Annotated in this window: 21 protein-coding genes; 9 read left to right on the top strand and 12 right to left on the bottom strand. The window is 61.6% G+C overall.

Annotation, left to right across the window (positions count from 1 at the left end):
• Nucleotides 1–4: 4 nt before the first annotated feature.
• Nucleotides 5–265, bottom strand: a complete 261-nt coding sequence (locus tag P2T68_RS06720) for a YebG family protein (protein WP_003171979.1) — start codon at nt 263–265, stop codon at nt 5–7.
• 343 nt (nt 266–608) lie between these two features.
• Here P2T68_RS06720 and P2T68_RS06725 point away from each other — a divergent pair, with 343 nt between their 5' ends.
• Entirely contained in the window at nt 609–1,097 is a 489-nt protein-coding gene (locus P2T68_RS06725) for a phosphate-starvation-inducible PsiE family protein (protein WP_024073598.1), read from the top strand.
• On the opposite strand, the gene P2T68_RS06730 is transcribed toward P2T68_RS06725, so the two are convergent.
• On the bottom strand, nt 1,094–1,411 hold the full coding sequence (locus P2T68_RS06730) for a DUF3509 domain-containing protein (protein WP_024073599.1): 318 nt from the start codon (nt 1,409–1,411) through the stop codon (nt 1,094–1,096). The genes P2T68_RS06725 and P2T68_RS06730 overlap by 4 nt on opposite strands.
• 634 nt (nt 1,412–2,045) lie before the next feature.
• Here P2T68_RS06730 and P2T68_RS06735 point away from each other — a divergent pair.
• Nucleotides 2,046–2,456 (top strand): HPF/RaiA family ribosome-associated protein, encoded by a 411-nt coding sequence (locus P2T68_RS06735; protein ID WP_024073600.1) that lies wholly within the window; start codon nt 2,046–2,048, stop codon nt 2,454–2,456.
• Nucleotides 2,457–2,508: 52 nt separating this feature from the next.
• Here the strand turns inward: P2T68_RS06735 and P2T68_RS06740 are convergent, their stop codons facing one another.
• Entirely contained in the window at nt 2,509–4,020 is a 1,512-nt protein-coding gene (locus P2T68_RS06740) for an MFS transporter (protein WP_168232412.1), read from the bottom strand.
• 105 nt (nt 4,021–4,125) lie between these two features.
• Between P2T68_RS06740 and P2T68_RS06745 the strand changes: the two genes are divergently transcribed.
• Entirely contained in the window at nt 4,126–5,037 is a 912-nt protein-coding gene (locus P2T68_RS06745) for a LysR family transcriptional regulator (protein WP_024073602.1), read from the top strand.
• A 295-nt stretch (nt 5,038–5,332) separates the two neighbouring features.
• Here P2T68_RS06745 and fecA read toward each other — a convergent pair whose 3' ends face one another.
• The 3 genes from fecA to P2T68_RS06760 all read right to left on the bottom strand — a co-directional run bounded on the left by fecA (nt 5,333) and on the right by P2T68_RS06760 (nt 9,189).
• Entirely contained in the window at nt 5,333–7,672 is a 2,340-nt protein-coding gene (fecA, locus tag P2T68_RS06750; protein WP_277379174.1) for a TonB-dependent Fe(3+) dicitrate receptor FecA, read from the bottom strand.
• Nucleotides 7,673–7,762: 90 nt separating this feature from the next.
• Nucleotides 7,763–8,704, bottom strand: coding sequence for a FecR domain-containing protein (locus tag P2T68_RS06755; RefSeq protein ID WP_277379175.1), 942 nt, complete (start codon nt 8,702–8,704; stop codon nt 7,763–7,765).
• Nucleotides 8,701–9,189, bottom strand: a complete 489-nt coding sequence (locus P2T68_RS06760) for a sigma-70 family RNA polymerase sigma factor (protein WP_024073605.1) — start codon at nt 9,187–9,189, stop codon at nt 8,701–8,703. The genes P2T68_RS06755 and P2T68_RS06760 overlap by 4 nt, the downstream gene beginning before the upstream one ends.
• A gap of 170 nt (nt 9,190–9,359) precedes the next feature.
• Between P2T68_RS06760 and P2T68_RS06765 the strand changes: the two genes are divergently transcribed.
• From P2T68_RS06765 to P2T68_RS06785, 5 genes are read left to right on the top strand one after another with little or no spacing between them, the layout of a single operon-like run.
• Nucleotides 9,360–9,662 carry a DUF3649 domain-containing protein gene (locus P2T68_RS06765; protein ID WP_024073606.1) on the top strand — a complete coding sequence of 101 codons (303 nt, stop codon included), beginning with the start codon at nt 9,360–9,362 and terminating at the stop codon, nt 9,660–9,662.
• A complete protein-coding gene (locus P2T68_RS06770; RefSeq protein ID WP_277379176.1) occupies nt 9,659–11,233 on the top strand; it encodes a PepSY-associated TM helix domain-containing protein in 1,575 nt (524 codons plus the stop codon). Before P2T68_RS06765 ends, P2T68_RS06770 begins: the two co-directional genes overlap by 4 nt.
• Entirely contained in the window at nt 11,234–11,560 is a 327-nt protein-coding gene (locus P2T68_RS06775) for a DUF3325 domain-containing protein (RefSeq protein WP_024073608.1), read from the top strand.
• 7 nt (nt 11,561–11,567) lie between these two features.
• Nucleotides 11,568–12,146 (top strand): RNA polymerase sigma factor, encoded by a 579-nt coding sequence (locus P2T68_RS06780; protein WP_024073609.1) that lies wholly within the window; start codon nt 11,568–11,570, stop codon nt 12,144–12,146.
• Complete coding sequence (locus P2T68_RS06785; protein WP_024073610.1) at nt 12,143–13,120, top strand: FecR family protein; 978 nt, start codon at nt 12,143–12,145, stop codon at nt 13,118–13,120. The genes P2T68_RS06780 and P2T68_RS06785 overlap by 4 nt, the downstream gene beginning before the upstream one ends.
• Here the strand turns inward: P2T68_RS06785 and P2T68_RS06790 are convergent, their stop codons facing one another.
• The gene (locus P2T68_RS06790; protein ID WP_024073611.1) at nt 13,121–13,471 is read right to left on the bottom strand and encodes a glutaredoxin family protein; all 351 of its coding nucleotides are present in this window, start codon (nt 13,469–13,471) and stop codon (nt 13,121–13,123) included. It lies immediately after the preceding gene.
• Entirely contained in the window at nt 13,471–14,475 is a 1,005-nt protein-coding gene (gene yejK / locus P2T68_RS06795) for a nucleoid-associated protein YejK (protein ID WP_024073612.1), read from the bottom strand. The genes P2T68_RS06790 and yejK overlap by 1 nt, the downstream gene beginning before the upstream one ends.
• Before the next feature lie 398 nt (nt 14,476–14,873).
• On the opposite strand from yejK, the gene P2T68_RS06800 reads away from it, so the two are divergent.
• The gene (locus P2T68_RS06800) at nt 14,874–15,155 is read left to right on the top strand and encodes an HU family DNA-binding protein (RefSeq protein ID WP_024073613.1); all 282 of its coding nucleotides are present in this window, start codon (nt 14,874–14,876) and stop codon (nt 15,153–15,155) included.
• Between the two features lie 178 nt (nt 15,156–15,333).
• On the opposite strand, the gene rlmF is transcribed toward P2T68_RS06800, so the two are convergent.
• The 4 genes from rlmF to P2T68_RS06820 all read right to left on the bottom strand — a co-directional run bounded on the left by rlmF (nt 15,334) and on the right by P2T68_RS06820 (nt 20,481).
• Nucleotides 15,334–16,350, bottom strand: a complete 1,017-nt coding sequence (gene rlmF, locus P2T68_RS06805; protein WP_277379177.1) for a 23S rRNA (adenine(1618)-N(6))-methyltransferase RlmF — start codon at nt 16,348–16,350, stop codon at nt 15,334–15,336.
• A gap of 238 nt (nt 16,351–16,588) precedes the next feature.
• Nucleotides 16,589–19,435: a valine--tRNA ligase gene (locus tag P2T68_RS06810; RefSeq protein ID WP_277379178.1), complete on the bottom strand. Its 2,847-nt coding sequence runs from the start codon at nt 19,433–19,435 to the stop codon at nt 16,589–16,591.
• Nucleotides 19,436–19,649: 214 nt separating this feature from the next.
• The gene (locus P2T68_RS06815) at nt 19,650–20,045 is read right to left on the bottom strand and encodes a DNA polymerase III subunit chi (RefSeq protein ID WP_102625196.1); all 396 of its coding nucleotides are present in this window, start codon (nt 20,043–20,045) and stop codon (nt 19,650–19,652) included.
• Nucleotides 20,046–20,052: 7 nt separating this feature from the next.
• Nucleotides 20,053–20,481, bottom strand: coding sequence for a DNA polymerase III subunit chi (locus P2T68_RS06820; protein ID WP_024073617.1), 429 nt, complete (start codon nt 20,479–20,481; stop codon nt 20,053–20,055).
• Nucleotides 20,482–20,529: the final 48 nt, after the last annotated feature.

The following is a 20,529-nucleotide window of genomic DNA, read 5'->3' on the forward strand; positions in this document are numbered from 1 at the left end:
GGCTTTATTCCGCCGCGGCGTTGAGCAACTCGGACAACGCGTCCGGCTGGCTCTTGAACGCCTTGGCAAATACATCGCGGTTCTTCGCCATGTAGATCCCGGCCTCTTCAACCTGCTGCTCACTCAGGGACGGCACGGCTTTTTGCAACACTTCTGCTAGCAACTCGGCGAGTTCAAGCATCTTGTCATGACGGTCAGCTTCGGCTTTATCCATGAACAAACGCTCCAGATCTCGGCTGCTGCGGTATACCACTTCGACGGCCATTCACCACCTCACATGCCTTCACGATAGTTGTCTTTTGCTACTACTGTATCTATATACAGCGAAAAGCATATGCCAAACGCGCGGGTTTGGATAGCAGGATTTTCAATGTAGCTGCTAAGTGGGAGATTGCTACAACTGAGATTTCTGACCACCTGCCGGGATTTCGCTGGAAACATCCCAGGGTTTACCGTCCTCAATGGCCTTGATAAATCCGTTTTCGAATGACGTGCCTCATGTCATCCCGCCATCATCTCATGCCTACCCTGGCCTTTTTTCTGCATGCAGAACAACCGTCATGTCCAAACCGCATTATCCGGTCGAACCGACCTAAGGAAGTATCATCGTGAAATTCAACTGGGCCGAAAAGCTACGCCAGAACGTCCATGGGCTGGCCGAGTCCCTGGGTAATCTGTTTGTCGAGTCGTTCCACTACCTGGCGTTGTTCGCCATTGGTGCGGTGACCGCCTGGGCGGCGGTGATGGAGTTCCTGGGGATGCTGGAGAACGGGCACATCAAGATCGATGACATCTTGCTGCTGTTCATCTACCTGGAATTGGGGGCCATGGTCGGGATTTATTTCAAGACCAACCACATGCCGGTGCGTTTCCTGATCTACGTGGCGATCACCGCGCTGACGCGCCTGTTGATCTCCAACGTGTCCCACCACAACCCGCCGGACATCGGCATCATCTACCTGTGCGGCGGGATTCTGCTGCTGGCGTTCTCGATCCTGGTGGTGCGCTATGCCTCGTCGGCGTTCCCTTCGGTGAAGGTCGAAGGCCCGCGTCGCAAGGGCGAGGCGAACCTGGAAACCGAGAAGGGCGAGCTTTAAAGCCCGATGCTGAAAGGCAGGGCACGGGTGGGCGGTCGCTGCAATAGTTTGTGACTGTCCCCGTCCGTCATCACCGCCAGGATTTCCATGGCGCTATGGCCCTGCTCGATGGCAATGCCGAACTGGATGCTTTGCACCAGGCGTTTGAGCCGTTGCGGGTCGTTGCGTTGTTCGGCGCTGATCATGCGCTTGGCCACCACCCCCTTCTCGTTGGAGAGGGTGAGCATGATGCTGCCATCCAGCCGCTGGATGCTCAGGTTGACCCGGTATTGAGGGGTGAACGTGTCGGTGATGATCTGAAAAGGGTTGTCCATGGTGCGTTACCGCCTGATAAGAACATGCAGTCATTGACGACCGGCGTCTGGATTAGTTCGCGTTGCCTGACCACCGGCCACTCCGTCGCTGAGGTTTCACAACATCCGTTTGCCTCATCAGCCATACAGCAAGGGGCGTGCCGTACAGCGACCTCCCAGGCGTTGAAATCAGAATGTGGGAGGGGGCTTGCTCCGGATGACGGTGGATCAGCCAATGAATACTCGGCTGAACCACCGTCAGCGCAAACAAGCCCTTCCCGCCGTTGTGCTATGTTGTGCTGGCGTGCTGTGCGTCGTTTCAGGGCAATACAGAGAAAATGATCGCAGACAGCGCAATCAGCCCAATCACCACGACGAACACGTTCGATACTGGGGGGGATTTTTCGCGGATTGCACCCATGGGGAGAGGGGCAATTATAACGATCGCGGGGAAGTAAGAAGATGTAACTAACTCCCCACCCTACCAGCGTTTTTGCTCGTAGTCAGGGTTAATTTGTAATGTAGGATTTATCTTTGCAAAGGGCTTGAAATGTTCTTCTGAGTGCTCAATTGTGTAATCAAGAGGTCATGGTTTCACCACCCCGGTGTTGCAGTTTGTGATCTCTCGCGAGCTAGCTGAAATAAGGGAAGAACTATGCAAATCCAAGTCAATAGCGATAACCATATTGAAAGCAGCATCCGACTGGAGGAGTGGGTACGTAATACCATTGAAAGCACGCTCGAACGTTATGAAGAGGACCTGACCCGCGTTGAGGTCTACCTGCGGGATGAGAACGGCGACAAGCCCGGTCCCCACGATTTAAGTTGCCGCCTGGAAGCACGGCCAAAGGGCCATCAACCGCTTTCGGTACTGCATAAGGCCGATACCCTGGAGCAGGCGATCGACGGTGCAGCGACCAAACTGGATCATGCGTTGGAACATTTGTTCGGCAAACTGCAAGGCAAGCCCCGCGCTGCCGCTAAAAACCAGCCAATCAACAAAGTGAATGAAGACGCGCTGGAACAGGAATTCCTGGAAAACGAAAACGCTGTCATCAACGGCTGACCGTTTTTTCATCCTCCTACAAACGGGCCTGCATCTGCAGGCCCGTTTTCGTTTAGCCGCCGCGTCGGAAAAAATACCGGCTCAGCATCGCCAGCCCACCAGCCCCCAACCCGGCAAACAACATCGTCCAACCGGCGCCGTGGCGCAGGGCCGCCTGGGCATCGTTGAATGCCAGCCCCGTCGACTGCAACTTTCCTGCGGCGATGTGTTGGCTGATAGCCGGCCAATCCATTGCCGTGGTTGCAGGCAACACCTCGGCCAGTCGATGGCTGATCCCCAGCAACAGCACCAGCCCCATCAGCGCGATGTTGAGGGCCAGGGTGATCAGCCGTGCACTGAGGTCGATGCCCGAGGCCATGCCCGCCCGGTCGGCCGACACCGAACCGGTGGTGGTGTTGGTGGTGGGCGAGTTGGTCAGCGCCAGGCCCACGCCGGCGATCACGCAACTGAGCAGCACCAGCCCGATACGTGGGTGCTCGGCCGCGTTGACCGCGGCCATGGCCAGGAAGCCTGCGGCCATCAGGCCCAGGCCCAGCGGAATAATACGTTCGGCGCCATAACGCAGGGCCAGGGGCTCGGCCAACGGCGGTACCAGCAAGGTCGGCAGGGTGTAGGCGAGCAGCGCGGCGCCGGTGGTCAAGGTGTCGTAACCCAGGCCCGCCTGGAAGTACAACGGCAAGTAGATCATGAACGGCCAGAAGCTGAAGTTCATGCCGATTGAGCCCATCAACGCGCCGTTGAAACGCTGGATGCGGAACACCGAGAAGTCGAACATCGGGTGCGCACTGCGAAGCTCGACCGTGATGAACAGCAGCAAACCGAGCCCCGACAAAGCCGCCCAGCCGAGCATGGCGGGTGTGCCGAAGCCGTGCTCGCTGCCTTGGGTGATGAAGTACACCAGGGCAAACACCGACAGGGTCAAGGTGAGCATGCCGGCGATGTCCAGGCGATGGGCGGCCGGGTCGCGGGACTCCTGCACGCTGATGCGCAGCAGCACCAAGGTGAACAGGGTGAGCGGCACATGCACGAGGAACACCCAACGCCAATCCGCCATCGCCAGGATCAATGCGCCGATCATCGGCCCGAAGCCCAGGCCCACGCCGGCAATCACCCCCCATATCGCAAAGGCCCGTGCCCGCGCCGCGGGTTCGCGGAACAGGTGCGAGAGGATGGCGAACTGGCAAATCATCATCGCACCTGCGCCGATGCCCTGGACAAACCGCGCGGTGATCAGCAGCGACGCATCCTCGGCCAGCCCACAGGCCAACGACGCCAGCCCAAACAACCACAGGCACAGCACCAGCATGCGTCGGCGCCCAAAGCGGTCAGCCAGGGTGCCGGCGGCCATCAGCACGCTGGTGCAGGCCAGGGTGTAGGCGTTCATGATCCATTGGGCATCCTGGAAGCCGGTGCCCAGTTGTTGTTCCAGGGTGGGCAGGATGACCGGCACGCTGGAAATTTCCAGGCCGAACATCAGCGCGACCAGGCATACGGCGGTGAGTGCCAGGCCATTCCTGGCGGTGCGCGGTGGGCTGACGGCCGCTAACGTGGCGGTGGGTGGCATGGGATTCTCCTGTGAATGACGTGTCACGTTATTTTCAGGGGAATGTGATTCTTTATTCGTGATAAGTTTTCTTTCTATAAGGGACTCAAGGGCGACAATTGCACCATGGCCACCCCGCGTTTTGATGGCGTTGAACTGTTTCTCCAGATTGTCGAAAGCGGCAACCTGACCGAGGCCGCCGAACGGCTCAACCTCACGCGCTCGGCCGTCGGCAAAGGCCTGGCGCGCCTCGAGGCCCGCCTGGGAACCTGTCTGTTGCAACGCTCTACCCGCCGCCAGCGCCTGACCGAGGATGGCCAGGCTTACTACGAACATTGCCTGCGCGCCCTGGCCGAACTGGAGGCCGCCGAATCGGTACTGGAAAGCGGCCGGCAACAGCCGCGCGGCCGCTTGAGGGCGAGCCTGCCACTGGCGTTCGGGCACCACTACGCCGCGCCGGCACTCTGGGGCCTGATGGACCGATTTGCCGAGTTGGACATCGAGATTTCTTTCTCCGACCGGCTGATCGACGTGGCCCAGGAAGGCTTCGACCTGGCTGTGCGCATCGGCGCGCTGCCCGACACCGATCGCCTCAGCGCCCGCCGCCTGGGTGAGCAGGCCATCGGCCTTGCCGCCTCGCCGGCGTATTTGCAGCGCGTGGGGGCAATAGAGCGCATCGAGGATCTGGCCGGGCATCGCGGTATCGCCTACCGCTGCAGTGCCCCGCGCCGGGAGTGGGAGTTGAATGACGCCGAGGGTCGCTCGCACCGTGTGCGCGTCGCTTCGCCCTTGATGATGGATGACCTCCAGGCCGTGGCCGATGCCGCTATCGCCGGTGTTGGCCTGGCCTGGTTGCCGAGTTGGTTGATTGCGCACTATGTCCTGCGCGGGCAACTGGAGGCGGTCCTGCCGAGCTACCGCGACCAGCCCGCGCCGATCCATGTGATTTGGCCCACGGCCACGCATATGCCGGCGAAAACACGCTGCGCCATCGACGCCCTGGTCGCAGGCACGCCCAGTTGCCTGGCGGGCAGTTAGAGCCGGCCCATCAGGCGCGCGCATTACCAGGGTGGCGAGCGGGTTTACTGTGGCGAGCGGGCTTGTTGTGGCGAGCGGGCTTGCCCCGCGTTGGGCTGCGAAGCAGCCCCAAAACACAGCCCCGAAGCTACCTGGCACACTGCAGCGTTCTTATTGGGGCTGCTGCGCAGCCCAACGCGGGGCAAGCCCGCTCGCCACAACAAAGCCCGCTCGCCACAACAAAGCCCGTTCGCTACAGCAAGCCTGCTGGCTACAACACACGCCGCTTGCCACAGGCTGTTTGTCGCTCGAGCAGTCAGAACGCGATGGAGGTCTGTAGGTACACCGTGCGCGGCTCACCGATGTATTTGCCCTTGTTGTTATCGTCGAACGAGCGCGTGTAGTACTGCTTGTTGAAGATGTTCTTCACGCCCACCGCCACATTCAAATCCGACAGCTGCGGGCCGAAATCATAGGCCGCGCGGCTGCTGAGCAGCATGTAGCCGGGGATGCGCCCATTGGCACCGTCGGCGGTTTCGGCCTCGGTGTTGGCGTTGTCGGCGAACTGGCTGCTTTGGTAGCTGCTGTCCACGTTGAGTTTCCACGGGCCTTCGGTGTAACCCACGCCCAGGGTGCCTTTGTGCTTGGACGAGAAGGGCACGCGGTTGCCTTTGTTCGGCCCGTCTTCACGGATGGTTGCATCGACGTAGGCGTAGCTGGCGTACACATCGAAGCCGGCCAGCGCCGGGCTCAAGCCGTCGAGGGCATAGTTGATGCTGGTCTCGATACCCTGGTGACGGGTTTGGCCACGGGCGATCACGGAATCGTTGGTCTGGTTGCTTTCGTACTGGTTGTCGAAGTTGATCAGGAACGCGCCGATTTCCGCACGCAGGCTGCCATTGTCATAACGTGTGCCGAGTTCCCAGGTGCGGGCTTTTTCCGGTTTCACTTCGCCGCTGGTCACGCGGTTAGGCATCTGGCTGTACTGCACACTGCCGAACGAGCCCTCGGTGTTGGCGTAGAGGTTCCAGTCGTCCGTCAGGTGATACAGCACATTGAGCGCCGGCAGGGCGGTGTTGTAGTCGCCTTTGTATTTGACGTTGGTCAGGTTGTTGCTCTGCTGGGACTCGATCATCTCGTAGCGAATGCCCGGGGTGATGGTCCACCGGCCGATATCAATCCGATCATCGACGAAGAATGCATTGGCTTCGGTACCGCCGCGTGTGTCGCGGTCGTTGCGGCTGTCAGTGGTGGGGATTTGCTGGTTGTTGGCGGAAATCGGCGTGCGGTAGCGCAACTCATGCCCGGCTTCGTTGATGTAGCGATAGCCCACGCCCACTTCATGGCTGGTGGGGCCCAGGTCAAAGCCTTGGGCGAGGCGGGTTTCCAGGCCGCGTACCCAATATTCGCGCGGCGACAGCGAAAGGAACGTGCCCTGGTCCAGGTAGCCGCTGCGCAGGGTCTTGGTGAAGAAGCTGTTGACGGTGAACTCGCGGCGGTCCTGCTCGTAGCGATAGCCGACGTTGAACATCGTACGGCGGCCCCAGAATTTGTCGTAGGGGCGGGTCGACTGATACGGGTCGGCCTTGTAGTCCGCGACGTTCAAGCCCCCAGGCATGTCGGCCTGGCCTTCGTAGTACTGCGCCATGGCATTGAAGCTGTTGGCGTCGTCGAGCTGGTATTTGCCCTTGAGGATCAGATCGTCGATGCGTGTGTTGCTGTTTTCGCGCCAGTCGCCGCCACGGGTACCGGAGTACAGCAGCGCGCCGCCCAGGCCGTTGTCGGCGGTGCCGCCGGCCAGCAGGTTGGCGGTGCTCTTGAAGCCATCGTGGCTGGAGGAGGGGCTGGTTTCGGTCTGCAAGCCGCCTTTGACGGTGGGCGCATCCGGGATCGCACGGGTCACGAAGTTGACCACGCCGCCGACGTTCTGCGGGCCGTAGCGTACCGCACCGCCGCCGCGTACGACGTCCACGGCGTCCATGTTGCCCAGGCTGATCGGCGCGAACGACAGTTGCGGCTGGCCATACGGCGCGAACGGCACGGGGATGCCGTCCATCAATACCGTAGAGCGTGACGCCAGGCGTGGGTTGAGGCCGCGGATGCCGAAGTTCAGCGCCATGTCGTGGCTACCGGTGCCGTTATTGTCCGGAGCATTGACGCCGGGGATGCGGTTGAGCACGTCCTTGGCCTGGGTCGCGCCCTGGCGTTCGAATGCCTCACGGCGGATCACGTCACGCGCGCCGGGGTGTTCGAACACATTGGCTTGCGCCGCGTCGCCGAGCCAGTCGCCGACGACAGTGGACGTGCCGAGCTCCAACGTGGTCGGTGCATTGGCCGGTTGCAGGCTGTAGGCATTGTCGCCTTCGGCGCGGGCTTGCAGGCCGGTGCCTTCCAGCAGTGTTTGCAGCCCGTCGGCGGCACTGTAGTTGCCGGACAGCCCACGGCTCTGCAGGCCGGCTGTGACGTCTGAACCGAAGGAAATCAACACGCCGGCTTCGCGACCAAATTGATTGAGCGCCGTCTCCAGCGAGGCGGGCGCGATCTGATAGGTCTTGGTGTCGTCCGCCATTACCGATGGCAGGGCGGTAAAACTGAGGCTGGCGCCTAGCAGCAGTTGGCGCAAGGTGCGGGTGAGAAGGGGCGGTTGCTGGGGCATGAAGAGCGGTCCTGAGAAGGAAGGATCAAGGGGGCTTTCCTTCTCTGTCACGCGAGGTGCGGAAAACGGCTCACGGTTGCGCGCAATACTTCAAGCGCGTGCCTGAACGGTCACCCAGTAGCGGGTAAAGCGCCGCACCTTGACCGGCAGGCTGACCTCCAGCAGATCGAGAATGCGTTCACTGTCGTCCAACGGATAGCTGCCGGACAGCAGCAGGTTGGCGACTTGCGGATCGCAATTGACCTGGCCTCGGCGGTAACGGCCCACTTCGGCGAGGAAATCTTCCAGACGCATATGCGCGGCCACCAGCATGCCGTCGGCCCAGGCGCCACTGTTGGCGTCGGTGGGGCGTGGCGTATCCCAACCCTTGCGGGTGAAATTCACCTGGCGCGCGGCCTCGACCGTCAGCGGCAGGCCACTGTAGCGGTTGGGCATCACCTCGACCCGGCCCTCGAACACTGCCATGTGGGTATGGTCGTTGTACTGGCGCACATTCAGGCGAGCAGCCTGGCTGCTGAGCAGGCCCTGGCCGGTGAGCACCTGCAACGGTGTGTTGCCGGCGACACCGTTCAGCAGGATCTCGCCTTCGAGCAGACGGATCAGCCGTTGCTGGCCATCGAAATGCACATCCACCGCGCTGCCGGTATTGAGCTGCAACTGGCTGCCGTCGGCCAATTGCACCTTGCGGCGTTGGCCGACGGGGCTACGGTAGTCGGCGCTCAGGGGGGGCAGGATATGTTGCTGGCGCAGGCTCCAGGCCGCAGCCGAGCCGGCACCCAGGATCAACAGCAGCTTCAGCGCCTGGCGTCGGCTGCTGGATTTCGGTGCGTTCAACGCCGCATGGGCCAGGGGCGAGGGCATGTCGCGCAGGCGCTGGTTGACGCGCTGGATGTGGTCCCATGCCCGTTGGTGTTCGCTGTGGGCATTCAACCATTGCTGCCAGGCCGCCTGCTGGCGCGGGCTGAGCGCGCCTTGCTGCATCTCCATCAACCAGTGCACGGCTTGCTCGGCGATGTGGGTCGAGAAATTCATAGGGCGAAATAGCAGCGCATGGCGGCTTTATTCAGGTGGCGTTTGACGGTGGCGATGGAGATGCCCAGTTCGGCGCCGATTTGCGCGTAGGTCAGGCCATCGAGCTGGGCCAGCAGGAATGCGCGTTTGACGCGGTTGGGCAGGCCATCGAGCAGTTGGTCCAGTTCCAACAGGGTTTGCAGGATGATGGCGCGTTCTTCTTCCGACGGCGCGACCAGTTCCGGCATCTGTGCCAGCGTCTCGAGGTAGGCGCGCTCCAGGTCCTGGCGGCGGTAGAAGTTGAACAGCACGCGCTTGGCGATGGTGGTGAGGAAGGCGCGCGGTTCGACCAGCGTCGGGGTTTCCCGCGCGCTCAGCACGCGCACAAAGGTGTCCTGTGCCAGGTCGGCCGCGCTTTGCGGGCAGCCGAGCTTGCGTCGCAACCAGCCGGTGAGCCAGTGATGATGCTCGTGATACAGGACTTCGACGGTGTGGGACGGGCTCAACGTGAACACTCCGCAAGCATCGACATGCTTTAGAGAACAAGAATTGTTCGCATTGTAGGGCCCCGGAAGGGGTTCGGCAATCCGCTCGCACCGGTGTTTCATCCGTTGTGTTTTGCTTATGAGAATATTTATCATTAATATTGCGCGCTGACGAACCTGGCGCCTCCCGCATGAAAAGCAAAACCTCACTGCCCGTCTCCTATCGCCTCGCCGTGACCTCGCGGGTGCTGGCCGCCGTTGTTGGCGGTTATCTGATGGCTTCCCTGGCCAGTATCTGCCTGGCGCTGTGGCTGCCGACGTCCCGTGCCGATGCGGTGATCGTGGGGATGATGAGTTCGTTTGTGTTCTATCTGCTGGCGGTGCTGTGGTGCTTTGCCTGCCGCACGGCCGGGCGTGCCTGGCTGGGCGTGATGGCGCCCTGCGTCCTGTTTGCCACCCTGGCGGGCGCGGGTTGGTGGGTGGCACGCCCATGAAAGAGGGATTTCGCCAGGCCATGGCCTGGTTGCACACCTGGGTCGGGTTGATCTTTGGCTGGCTGCTGTTCGCGATTTTCCTGACCGGCACCTTGTCCTATTTCAAAGACGAGATCACCCATTGGATGCAGCCTGAAGTGCAGGTGCATGGGGTGGATGACGCCCGCAGCCTCGCGGTGGCGCAAGCCTATCTGGAGCGACAGGCGCCTACCGCTGCGCGCTGGTTTATTACCCTGCCCGACAGCCGCGATCCCGGCTTGTCGGTGATGTGGCAGGACAAGGTCGACCCCGGCAAGCGTGGCAACTTTATCCAGAAAGTCCTCGACCCGGTCAGCGGTCAACCGGTGCAGGTCCGTGAAAGCATGGGCGGCGAATTCTTCTATCGCTTCCACTTCCAGTTGCAAATGCCTCACCCGTGGGGCCGCTGGCTGTCGACCTTTGCCGCGATGGTGATGTTTGTCGCCTTGATCACCGGCATCATCACCCACAAGAAAATCTTCAAGGACTTCTTCACCTTCCGCCCCCGCAAAGGCCAGCGTTCCTGGCTCGATGGGCATAACGCGGTGGGCGTGTTGGTGTTGCCCTTTCACCTGATGATCACCTACAGCAGCCTGGTGATTTTCATGAGCATGGTGATGCCGGCGCCGATCATGGCCTCTTATGGCGACGACACCCGGGCGTTCTTCAGCGAAGTGTTCCCGGCCACCGACAATGCGCCGGCCCTTGGCCAGCCAGGTAAGTTGTTGCCCCTGGGACCGATGTACGTCCAGGCGCGGCAGCAATGGGCGGGCGGTCATGTCGGACGTGTGGCGGTGAATAACCCCGGCGACGTGAACGCGTCGGTGAATGTGTTCCGCGCCGGTTCCGACAGCGTGGTGCATGACTTCGGCAGCATCGTGTCGTTCAACGGCACCACGGGAGAGCAGGTGCGTGTCAGTGGCGAGCCGTCGTTGCCCGCTGTTATCGGCGGCAGTTTCTACGGCTTGCACATGGGCCATTTCGCCGGCCCGGTGCTGCGCTGGTTGTACTTTATCTGCGGCCTGGCGGGCACGGCCATGATTGGCTCCGGCCTGGTGATCTGGCTGGGCAAACGCCAGCTCAAGCACGTCAAAAGCGGCGTGATGCCGTTCGAGCTGAAACTGGTGGAGGTGCTGAACATCGCCAGCATGTCCGGGCTGATGATCGCCATCGCCGCGTTCTTCTGGGCTAACCGTTTGCTGCCGGTGAGCGTCGCCGAGCGTTCCACCTGGGAAGTGCAGGTCTTCTTTATTGCCTGGGGCCTGAGCCTGTTGCACGCCATGTTGCGTCGAGGTCGCCAGGGCTGGGTCGAGCAATTGAGTGTCGGTGCGCTGTTGTTTGTCGCCGTACCCTTGCTCAACGCAATCACCACCTCCGAACACCTGGGGGTGTCCCTGGCCAGGGGCGATTGGGCCATGGCTGGCTTCGACCTGACGTGCCTGGGCAGCGGTGTGTTCCTGGCTTGGGCGGCCTGGAAGATGCAACGCCGTGCCGCGCTTCCATCCAAGGCCGAGGGTGTGCCTTCGCTCAAACTCAAGCCGGAGGCGCACTGAATGCTCGTTGCTCTGCTGATGTGTTACGCCGGGTTCACCGCGTTGTGCCTGTCCACCGATCGTCACCATGGCGAGTTGCTGCACAGCAAACCCTCCCCGCGTCGGCGCTTGGGGTTACGCGCCGCCGGCTGGTTGCTGCTGACGGTGTCGATTTGGCCTGCGGTGGTGATCGCGGGGTGGGGCCAGGGCCTGGTGCAGTGGTGCGCGGTATTGATGCTCAGCGCATTACTGCTGGTGTTGCTGTTGCCGTATCGGCCAAGGCTGGCCATGAACCTGGCGGGCATCGGCCTGCTGGCCTGCCCCGTTGCAGCCGTCGCCACGCTCTGAGCCCGCCATGATGATCAGCCCGCCACCCGAACCCCAGGACAGCCCGCACACCGATGCGGCGGGTGGGCGCGCACATTTTCTACAGGTGTTCCTGTCCCAGCGTTCGCAGATGGAAGCCCTGGTCAGCCGTCGCGTGGGTTGCCGCGCGACGGCGGCCGACCTGGTGCAGGACCTGTTCCTGCGCTTCTGGCGCCGGCCCCTGGTACAGGTTGAAGAGCTCAGTACCTACTTGCTGCGCTGCGCCGGCAATATCGCCATCGACCACTTGCGCAGCGAAGGCGCCCGCGTGCGCAGCAACGAAGGCTGGCTGCCGGAGCAGCAGGATAACCAGGGTTCAGAACCCCAGGCGGCATTGGAGGCGGGCAACGACCTGCGCCATGTCGAGGCCGCCTTGCGCAGTTTGCCGGAACGCACCCGGCATATTTTCCTGCTTAACCGCATCCATGGCCGCAAGTACGCGGACATCGCCAAGGCCATGGGGCTGTCCCAAAGCGCGGTGGAAAAACATATGATGCGTGCCCTCGAAGCCTGCAAAGCCAGCCTTCGTGAGCCATCGCCTCCACGCACGCCAGGGAAAGCACCGTGAACGTCACCCCCACGCCCGACCAGGAACACGCCGCACTGGCCTGGCTGAGCCTGCTGCACGACCAGCCCAGCAGCGGCGACCAGGCTACCTTCAGCCGCTGGCTGCGGGCTGACCCGGCGCATGTGGAGGCCTATGCCCAGGCCCAGGTGGTGTGGGAATTGAGCGAAGTGCCGGCGCGCCTGTTGGCCGACGAAGAGGCCCTGGCCTTGCAGGGCTATCTCAATGCCATGAGCGCCAGCAGGCGTTCGCGAGTGGTGCGCTGGTCCGGTGCGCTGGCCACGGCCGCGTGCCTGCTGGTGATGGTGTCGATGGCCGCGGGTTGGCAGCCGTCGCGCTGGATCGATGACTTTGGCGCCGATTATGTGAGCGCGCCGGGGGAAGTGAAGACCGTCACCCTGGCCGACCAGTCCCAAGTCACCCTGGATGCCGACAGCGCCATCGCCGTGGATTTCAGCCAGGGCGAGCGGCATATCCAGCTGCGGCGCGGCGCAGGCTTTTTCAGCGTGACGCACACGGGTGAGCCATTCGTGGTGGCGGCGGGCAGTGGTGAGGCGCGGGTGCTGGGCACGCAATTCGAAGTGCGCCTGCAAGCGGCAGGGGCTCAGGTCACGGTGTTGTCGGGACGGGTGGGTGTGACACCTTCCAGGCAGGCTCAGCAGCAAATTCTTACGGCTGGGCAACAAGTGGCCTACGCCGAAGGCGTCGCAGAACCCCTGCACGCGGTCGACAGCGAATCGCGCCTGGCCTGGCGCGACGGCTGGCTCAACTACTACAAGGCGCCCCTGGCGGATGTGCTCAAGGACCTGGGCCGTTACTACCCTGGCCGCATCGTGCTGCTCAACGACGAGATGGGGGCCAAGCGGGTCAGCGGCAGCTTCCCGAGCAAAGACCCGCAGGCAGTACTGAACGCGTTGCAGGCGGTATTGGGCTTCGAACAGCACAGCCTGCTGGGGCGAATGATCGTGGTGCGCTGATTACTTCAGCGCGGCCATGATCTTCTCGGGGCTGTACTCGCGGATCAGCGTGCCGTTCACCGCCACGAACGGAATCCCGCCGCCGCCCAACGCTTCATAGGCCTGGCGTGCCTGGGCGTCCTTTTCGATATCGAGCGCCTGGTACGGAATGCCTTTCTGGTCGAGGAAGCGGCGGATCTGCTTGCAGTAGCCACACCATTGGGTGGCATACAGCACAACGTGGGCCGAAGCCCGCGTCTGCTCCGAGACCACCTGGGACGGGTTGAACAGCCGTTCGACCTTGCCCCAGTTCTGGATCACGACCACCACCAGCAACACCAGCAGGACTTTTTTAAAGACCCCGCCGAGCATCAGTTACGGCGCTTGAGCTGGTCGGTCAGTTGGGTCGGCAAGCCCTTGATGATCAAGGTGCCGGCGGCTTCGTCATACTCGATCTTGTCGCCCAGCAAGTGCGCTTCAAAACTGATGGACAGGCCCTCGGCGCGGCCGGTGAAGCGGCGGAACTGGTTGAGCGTGCGCTTGTCGGCGGGAATTTCCGGCGACAGGCCGTAATCCTTGTTGCGGATATGGTCGTAGAACGCCTTGGGCCGATCCTCATCGATCAAGCTCGACAGTTCTTCCAGGCCCATGGGTTCGCCGAGCTTGGCCTGGCTGCTGGCGTAATCCACCAGGGTCTTGGTTTTTTCGCGGGCAGATTCGTCCGGCAGGTCTTCGCTTTCGACGAAGTCGCTGAAGGCCTTGAGCAGGGTGCGGGTTTCGCCCGGCCCGTCGACGCCTTCCTGGCAGCCGATAAAGTCGCGGAAGTACTCCGAGACCTTCTTGCCGTTCTTGCCTTTGATAAACGAGATGTACTGCTTGGATTGCTTGTTGTTCTGCCACTCGGAGACGTTGATGCGCGCCGCCAGGTGCAGCTGGCCCAGGTCCAGGTGGCGCGATGGGGTCACGTCCAGCTCATCGGTCACCGCCACGCCTTCGCTGTGGTGCAGCAGGGCGATGGCCAGGTAGTCGGTCATGCCTTGCTGGTAGTGGGCAAACAGCACATGACCACCGGTGGAGAGGTTGGATTCTTCCATCAGCTTCTGCAGATGCTCGACGGCGGTGCGGCTGAACGCAGTGAAATCCTGGCCACCTTCGAAATAGTCCTTCAACCAGCCACTGAACGGGTGCGCGCCGGACTCGGCATGGAAGTAACCCCAGGCCTTGCCTTGTTTGGCGTTGTAGCTCTCGTTGAGGTCGGCAAGCATGTTCTCGATAGCGGCCGACTCGGCAAGCTCGGAGTCGCGGGCGTGGAGAACTGCGGGTGTGCCGTCGGGTTTTTTGTCGATCAGGTGGACGATGCAATGACGGATCGGCATAGGCTTCTCGGCTGGTTGAGCGGGGAGCGGTTGGCCTCCCCGAAAAGTTGCCCAGTGTACCGCACCCATTGGCCAAGACACGCGTCGAAGGGGTTTTGGATGCTCTCCGACGGGGTATATGCCTTTTTTTCACGGTTTAGAGCGATAAAGCTGACCAAATGGCTAGGTAGAAGCGGATATTTCCCCGTCTCTGTGCTAGTTTTGCCCCGTCTTACGCCATGACTCGGCGTTAAGCGTGCATTCAGCATCTGTCAGGTCGAACCAATCCCCGTTTCAAGCATCTATAACCCCGATCTCCGTGGTTATAGCCGGGGGTGCCAGGCCATGACGGTCGGGCTCGACGGCTGACACTGCACTCTGCAATATCCATATGAATTTGATAGGGAAGGAACACCACAATGGCTTTGACTAAAGACCAACTGATCGCTGATATCGCTGAAGCTATCGACGCGCCAAAAACCACCGCGCGCGCAGCTCTGGACCAACTGGGCCAGATCGTTGCTGATCAGCTGGAAAACGGCGGCGAAATCACTCTGCCAGGTATCGGCAAGCTGAAAGTGACCGAGCGTCCTGCCCGTACTGGCCGTAACCCTTCGACTGGCGCTGCCATCGAAATCGCTGCCAAGAAAGTTATCAAGCTGGTTGTGGCCAAAAGCCTGACCGACGCTGTTAACAAGTAAGACGCAGCAAAAAAAAACCGTGCTCCGGAGCGATCCGGGCACGGTTTTTTGTTGCCTGCGATTTTTTACCTGTAGGAGCGAGCTTGCTCGCGAAGGCCGTTAACGATAACGCGGCCATCCCGGATGAATGCGGTGTCTTGGCGTTTTTCGCGAGCAAGCTCGCTCCTACAGGTTGGCGTCAGCGCACCCAGCGCTGGCGCCAGATCTGCTGTTCGTTCTTGGTCTGGAAGGTCCAGGCCACGAAACGGCTCTGCTTCTGGCCCTGGGACATTTCCACCACCTGGCTTTCCAGCACACCGGCTTTTTTCAGTGCCGTTTCGATCGCGGGCAAGTTCGATGCTTTTGATACCAGGGTGCTGAACCACAACACCTTGTGGGCAAAATTCGCGCTTTCGGCGATCAGTTGCGTCACAAAGCGCGCTTCGCCGCCTTCGCACCACAGCTCGGCCGATTGGCCGCCGAAGTTCAACACCGGCAATTTGCGTTTTGGATCGGCCTTGCCCAAGGCGCGCCATTTGCGTTCACTGCCCTTGGTGGCCTCGTCCATGGACGCGTGGAACGGCGGGTTGCACATGGTCAGGTCAAAGCGCTCGCCCGGCTCCAGCAGGCCCAGCAGGATGTGCTTGGGGTTGGTCTGCTGACGCAGTTGGATCACCTTGTTCAGCCCGTTGGACTGCACGATGGCCTTGGCGGCTGCGACGGCTGTCGGATCAATCTCCGAACCGAGGAAGTGCCAGCGGTAGTCGCTGTAGCCAATCAGTGGGTAGACGCAGTTGGCGCCCATGCCAATGTCCAGCACCTTGACCGGCGCACCACGCGGGATCACACCTTCGTTGACGCTGGCCAACAGGTCGGCGAGGAAATGCACATAGTCCGCACGCCCCGGTACGGGGGGGCACAAGTAATCCGCCGGGATATCCCAGTGCTGGATACCATAGAAGGCTTTGAGCAGCGCCCGGTTGAACACCCGCACGGCGTCGGGGCTGGCGAAATCGATGCTTTCCTTGCCGTAGGGGTTGATGATCACGAATTGCGCCAGTTCCGGCGTGGTCTTGATCAGCGCCGGGAAGTCGTAACGACCCTGGTGGCGGTTGCGCGGGTGCAGGGTGGCCTCTTTACGCGGCACCACGGGCTTGGCCGTGGCGGCAGTTTTAGGCTTCTTGCGCGGAGGTTTGGGCGTGCTGGGGGCGGTCATGATGATTCTGGTGTTGGCTCAAAGTGGTGGGCATTGTCACACATCCTGAGCTCAACTCGGGCAAATGTGGGAGGGGGCTTGCCCCCGATAGCGAATCTATCAGCCAGGCTTGTGTTGACTGATCCACCGCTATCGGGGGCAAGCCCCCTCCCACATTGACTGTATTGCCAGCAAGGGATTGGGAAACGCCAGGCAAAAAAAGAGACCCGAAGGTCTCTTTCTCCACGGGAATCAAGCCTTACAGGCTGGAAATCCGCGCATGTTGCTCCGCCAATTTGCCCAGGGCCTGTTCAGCCTCGGCCAGCTTGGCGCGCTCTTTCTCGATCACTTCAGCCGGCGCCTTGTCGACGAACGCCGCGTTGGACAGCTTGCCGCCCACCCGCTGCACTTCGCCTTGCAGGCGTGCGATTTCCTTGTCGAGACGGGCCAGTTCCGCGCCCTTGTCGATCAGGCCGGCCATCGGCACCAGCACTTCCATGTCGCCGACCAGCGCGGTGGCGGACAACGGCGCTTCTGCACCTTCAGCCAATACGGTGATCGACTCCAGCTTCGCCAGCTTCTTGAGCAGCGCATCGTTTTCGCTGAGGCGACGCTGGTCTTCGGCACTGGCGTTCTTCACGAACACCGCCAGTGGCTTGCCCGGCCCGATGTTCATCTCGGCGCGGATGTTGCGCGTGCCGAGCATCAAGGTCTTGAGCCATTCGATATCGCTTTCGGCAGCCTCATCGATGCGCGCTTCATTGGCCACTGGCCAAGGTTGCAGCATGATGGTCTTGCCTTGGATACCGGCCAGCGGCGCGAGTCGCTGCCAGATTTCTTCGGTGATGAACGGCATGAACGGATGCGCCAGGCGCAGCGCCACTTCCAGCACGCGTACCAGGGTGCGGCGGGTACCGCGCTGGCGTTCGATCGGTGCATTCTCGTCCCACAGTACCGGCTTGGACAGTTCCAGGTACCAGTCGCAATACTGGTTCCAGATGAACTCGTACAAGGCCTGGGCAGCCAGGTCGAAACGGAACTGGTCGAGCTGGCGGGTCACTTCGGCTTCGGTGCGTTGCAACTGCGAGATGATCCAGCGGTCGGCCAGGCTCAGTTCGACGGCTTCGCCGTTCTGACCGCAGTCTTCGCCTTTATCCAGCACGTAGCGCGCGGCGTTCCAGATCTTGTTGCAGAAGTTGCGATAGCCTTCGACGCGGCCCATGTCGAACTTGATGTCGCGGCCGGTGGACGCCAGTGAGCAGAAAGTGAAGCGCAGGGCGTCGGTGCCGTAGCTGGCAATGCCGTCGGCGAATTCGTCGCGGGTCTGTTTCTCGATCTTCTTCGCCAGTTTTGGCTGCATGAGGCCCGAGGTGCGTTTCTGTACCAGGGTTTCCAGGTCGATGCCGTCGATGATGTCCAGCGGGTCGAGGACGTTGCCCTTGGACTTGGACATCTTCTGGCCCTGGCCATCGCGCACCAGGCCGTGGACGTACACGGTCTTGAACGGTACCTGCGGGGTGCCGTCTTCGTTCTTGACCAGGTGCATGGTCAGCATGATCATCCGGGCAACCCAGAAGAAAATGATGTCGAAACCGGTGACCAGCACGTCGGTGGAGTGGAATTTCTTCAGGAATTCGGTCTGTTGCGGCCAGCCCAGGGTGGAGAACGTCCACAGGCCGGAGCTGAACCAGGTGTCCAGTACGTCGTTGTCCTGTTGCAGCGCAACGTCCGCGCCCAGGTTGTGCTTGGCGCGTACTTCGGCTTCGTCGCGGCCGACATAGACCTTGCCTGACTCGTCGTACCAGGCCGGAATGCGGTGGCCCCACCACAGTTGGCGGCTGATGCACCAATCCTGGATGTCACGCATCCAAGAGAAGTACATGTTTTCGTATTGCTTGGGCACGAACTGGATACGGCCGTCTTCCACGGCGGCAATCGCCGGCTCGGCCAGCGGTTTGGTGGACACGTACCACTGGTCGGTCAGCCACGGCTCGATCACGGTGCCGGAGCGGTCGCCCTTCGGCACTTTCAGGGCATGGTCGTCAACGCTGACCAGCAGGCCGGCGGCGTCGAACGCGGCGACGATCTGCTTGCGCGCTTCAAAACGGTCGAGGCCGGCGTATTCAGCCGGGATCTTGCCGTCGATGCTGTCGTTCAGCGTGCCGTCCAGGTTGAACACCTGGCAGGCTGGCAATACGGCGGCGTTCTTGTCGAAGATGTTCAGCAGCGGCAGGTTGTGGCGCTTGCCGACTTCGTAGTCGTTGAAATCGTGGGCCGGGGTGATTTTCACGCAGCCGGTGCCGAACTCCGGGTCGCAGTAATCGTCGGCGATAATCGGGATGCGGCGGCCGACCAATGGCAGTTCGACGAATTTGCCGATCAGCGCCTGGTAGCGCTCGTCGTTCGGGTTCACCGCGACGGCGGCGTCGCCGAGCATGGTTTCCGGACGGGTGGTGGCGACGATCAGGTAGTTGTTGCCTTCAGCGGTCTTGGCACCGTCGGCCAGCGGGTACTTGAGGTTCCACAGGAAGCCTTTCTCGTCGTGGTTTTCCACTTCGAGGTCGGAGATCGCCGTGTGCAACTTGGTGTCCCAGTTGACCAGGCGCTTGCCACGGTAGATCAGGCCGTCTTCATGCAGGCGCACGAAGGCTTCTTTCACGGCTTCCGACAGCCCGTCGTCCATGGTGAAGCGCTCGCGGCTCCAGTCGACGGACGAACCCAGGCGACGGATCTGGCGGCTGATATTGCCACCGGACTGGTCTTTCCACTCCCAGATTTTTTCCAGGAATTTCTCGCGGCCCAGGTCGTGACGGCTCTGGCCGGTGGCTTCGAGTTGGCGTTCCACCAACATCTGGGTGGCGATACCGGCGTGGTCGGTACCCGGTTGCCACAGGGTGTTGCGGCCCTGCATGCGGCGGAAACGGATCAACGCATCCATGATCGCATTGTTGAAGCCATGGCCCATGTGCAGGCTGCCAGTGACGTTCGGTGGCGGAATCATGATGGTGTAGGACTCGCCCGCGCCTTGCGGAGCGAAATAATTCTCGGACTCCCAGGTCTGGTACCAGGAAGTTTCAATAGCGTGCGGCTGGTAGGTCTTATCCATGCGCGGCGGGACCCTAGTTGGCATTAATTCAGGAAAGCCGGCAAGTATAACGAGGGATAAGGCGCAGGGCGAGGCGAAGACAGGCTTAAGGCGCATGCGATCAAGTGTGGGAGGGGGCTTGCTCCCGATGGGGGCGTGTCAGTCGCTGCATGTATTGATTGACCCAGCGCTATCGGGAAGCAAGCCCCCCTCCCACAGGGGGGATGCGTAGGGCTCAGGACTGGTATTGGCTGAGCAACCGCTCCATCCGCGCATCCAGCCGGCGCTTGATCTCTGTTTCGATGTGTGGGGCGAAGTCGTCGATCACGTCCTGCATGATCAGTTGCGCGGCGGCGCGCAGTTCGTTGTCCAGGTGCAACAGCAGGGCATCAGGCGCCTTTTCGGTCGCTGGCGCAGCGGGCGCGGTCTCTACCACGGGGGCTGCGGCGACAGGCTCCGCAGCGGCAGGATTGCCCCCGACCATGTCGAACAGCAGCGGAATCTGGGGCTCGCCGCTGACGGTCTCGGTTAACAGCGGCGGTTGGAGGTTGTCATCACCCAGCAACTGACGGATCGACTCCAGGTCGTCCAGCAGGTGGTCATCTTTTTTTAGAGGGTTGGGAGTGTCCATCATGTGCTCAAAGTCGTTGTAGCCGGTGATCTTGCAGAGGATAGCCCTGTTCGCGATAGAAACGGAAACTCTCACGCGCGGCCTGACGAATAGCCGGGTCTTCCACCACCACTTCCGCCACGCGGGCGAATGCCTTGGCAAAAACCGGTACTTTCAGGTCGAGGTTGACCAGCAGGTCATGGTGGTCGCCGCAGCTGTCCCCCAAACCCAGGACGACCTGGCCTTCGGGTTCTGATTCGGCGGGACCATGGGGCACGAAGCTCTCGCCCTTGAAGCGCCACAGGCGGGCGTCCAGTTCGTCGCGTTGGCCGGCATCGCTGCAATGCAGGTAGATGCGGTGGCCCATGCGCCAGGCTTTTTCGGTGAGCTTGCAGGCAAAGTCCAGGCGCGCGAGCGGATCGGCGCTGGGCAATATATAGAAGTCAACTTGGGTCATTGCGGTTCCTGGAGCCCGAGGCGGCTATTGCGCCGCCCCGAGGTCACG

The sequence above is a fragment of the Pseudomonas sp. G11 genome, from assembly GCF_029457515.1.
Taxonomy (GTDB): Bacteria; Pseudomonadota; Gammaproteobacteria; order Pseudomonadales; family Pseudomonadaceae; genus Aquipseudomonas; species Aquipseudomonas gorinensis.

Excerpts from the sequence above, each read along its gene's own strand:
- fecA (WP_277379174.1), bottom strand. The coding sequence starts at position 7,672 with ATGCCCCAGCAACCGCCCCTTCTCACCCGCACCTTGCGCCAACTGCTG.
- P2T68_RS06740 (WP_168232412.1), bottom strand. The coding sequence starts at position 4,020 with ATGCCACCCACCGCCACGTTAGCGGCCGTCAGCCCACCGCGCACCGCC.
- P2T68_RS06735 (WP_024073600.1), top strand. The coding sequence starts at position 2,046 with ATGCAAATCCAAGTCAATAGCGATAACCATATTGAAAGCAGCATCCGA.
- P2T68_RS06810 (WP_277379178.1), bottom strand. The coding sequence starts at position 19,435 with ATGGATAAGACCTACCAGCCGCACGCTATTGAAACTTCCTGGTACCAG.
- P2T68_RS06720 (WP_003171979.1), bottom strand. The coding sequence starts at position 265 with ATGGCCGTCGAAGTGGTATACCGCAGCAGCCGAGATCTGGAGCGTTTG.
- rlmF (WP_277379177.1), bottom strand. The coding sequence starts at position 16,350 with ATGACCGCCCCCAGCACGCCCAAACCTCCGCGCAAGAAGCCTAAAACT.
- P2T68_RS06755 (WP_277379175.1), bottom strand. The coding sequence starts at position 8,704 with ATGAATTTCTCGACCCACATCGCCGAGCAAGCCGTGCACTGGTTGATG.
- P2T68_RS06745 (WP_024073602.1), top strand. The coding sequence starts at position 4,126 with ATGGCCACCCCGCGTTTTGATGGCGTTGAACTGTTTCTCCAGATTGTC.
- P2T68_RS06790 (WP_024073611.1), bottom strand. The coding sequence starts at position 13,471 with ATGCTCGGCGGGGTCTTTAAAAAAGTCCTGCTGGTGTTGCTGGTGGTG.
- P2T68_RS06775 (WP_024073608.1), top strand. The coding sequence starts at position 11,234 with ATGCTCGTTGCTCTGCTGATGTGTTACGCCGGGTTCACCGCGTTGTGC.
- P2T68_RS06820 (WP_024073617.1), bottom strand. The coding sequence starts at position 20,481 with ATGACCCAAGTTGACTTCTATATATTGCCCAGCGCCGATCCGCTCGCG.
- P2T68_RS06815 (WP_102625196.1), bottom strand. The coding sequence starts at position 20,045 with ATGGACACTCCCAACCCTCTAAAAAAAGATGACCACCTGCTGGACGAC.
- yejK (WP_024073612.1), bottom strand. The coding sequence starts at position 14,475 with ATGCCGATCCGTCATTGCATCGTCCACCTGATCGACAAAAAACCCGAC.
- P2T68_RS06765 (WP_024073606.1), top strand. The coding sequence starts at position 9,360 with ATGAAAAGCAAAACCTCACTGCCCGTCTCCTATCGCCTCGCCGTGACC.
- P2T68_RS06800 (WP_024073613.1), top strand. The coding sequence starts at position 14,874 with ATGGCTTTGACTAAAGACCAACTGATCGCTGATATCGCTGAAGCTATC.
- P2T68_RS06770 (WP_277379176.1), top strand. The coding sequence starts at position 9,659 with ATGAAAGAGGGATTTCGCCAGGCCATGGCCTGGTTGCACACCTGGGTC.
- P2T68_RS06780 (WP_024073609.1), top strand. The coding sequence starts at position 11,568 with ATGATGATCAGCCCGCCACCCGAACCCCAGGACAGCCCGCACACCGAT.
- P2T68_RS06730 (WP_024073599.1), bottom strand. The coding sequence starts at position 1,411 with ATGGACAACCCTTTTCAGATCATCACCGACACGTTCACCCCTCAATAC.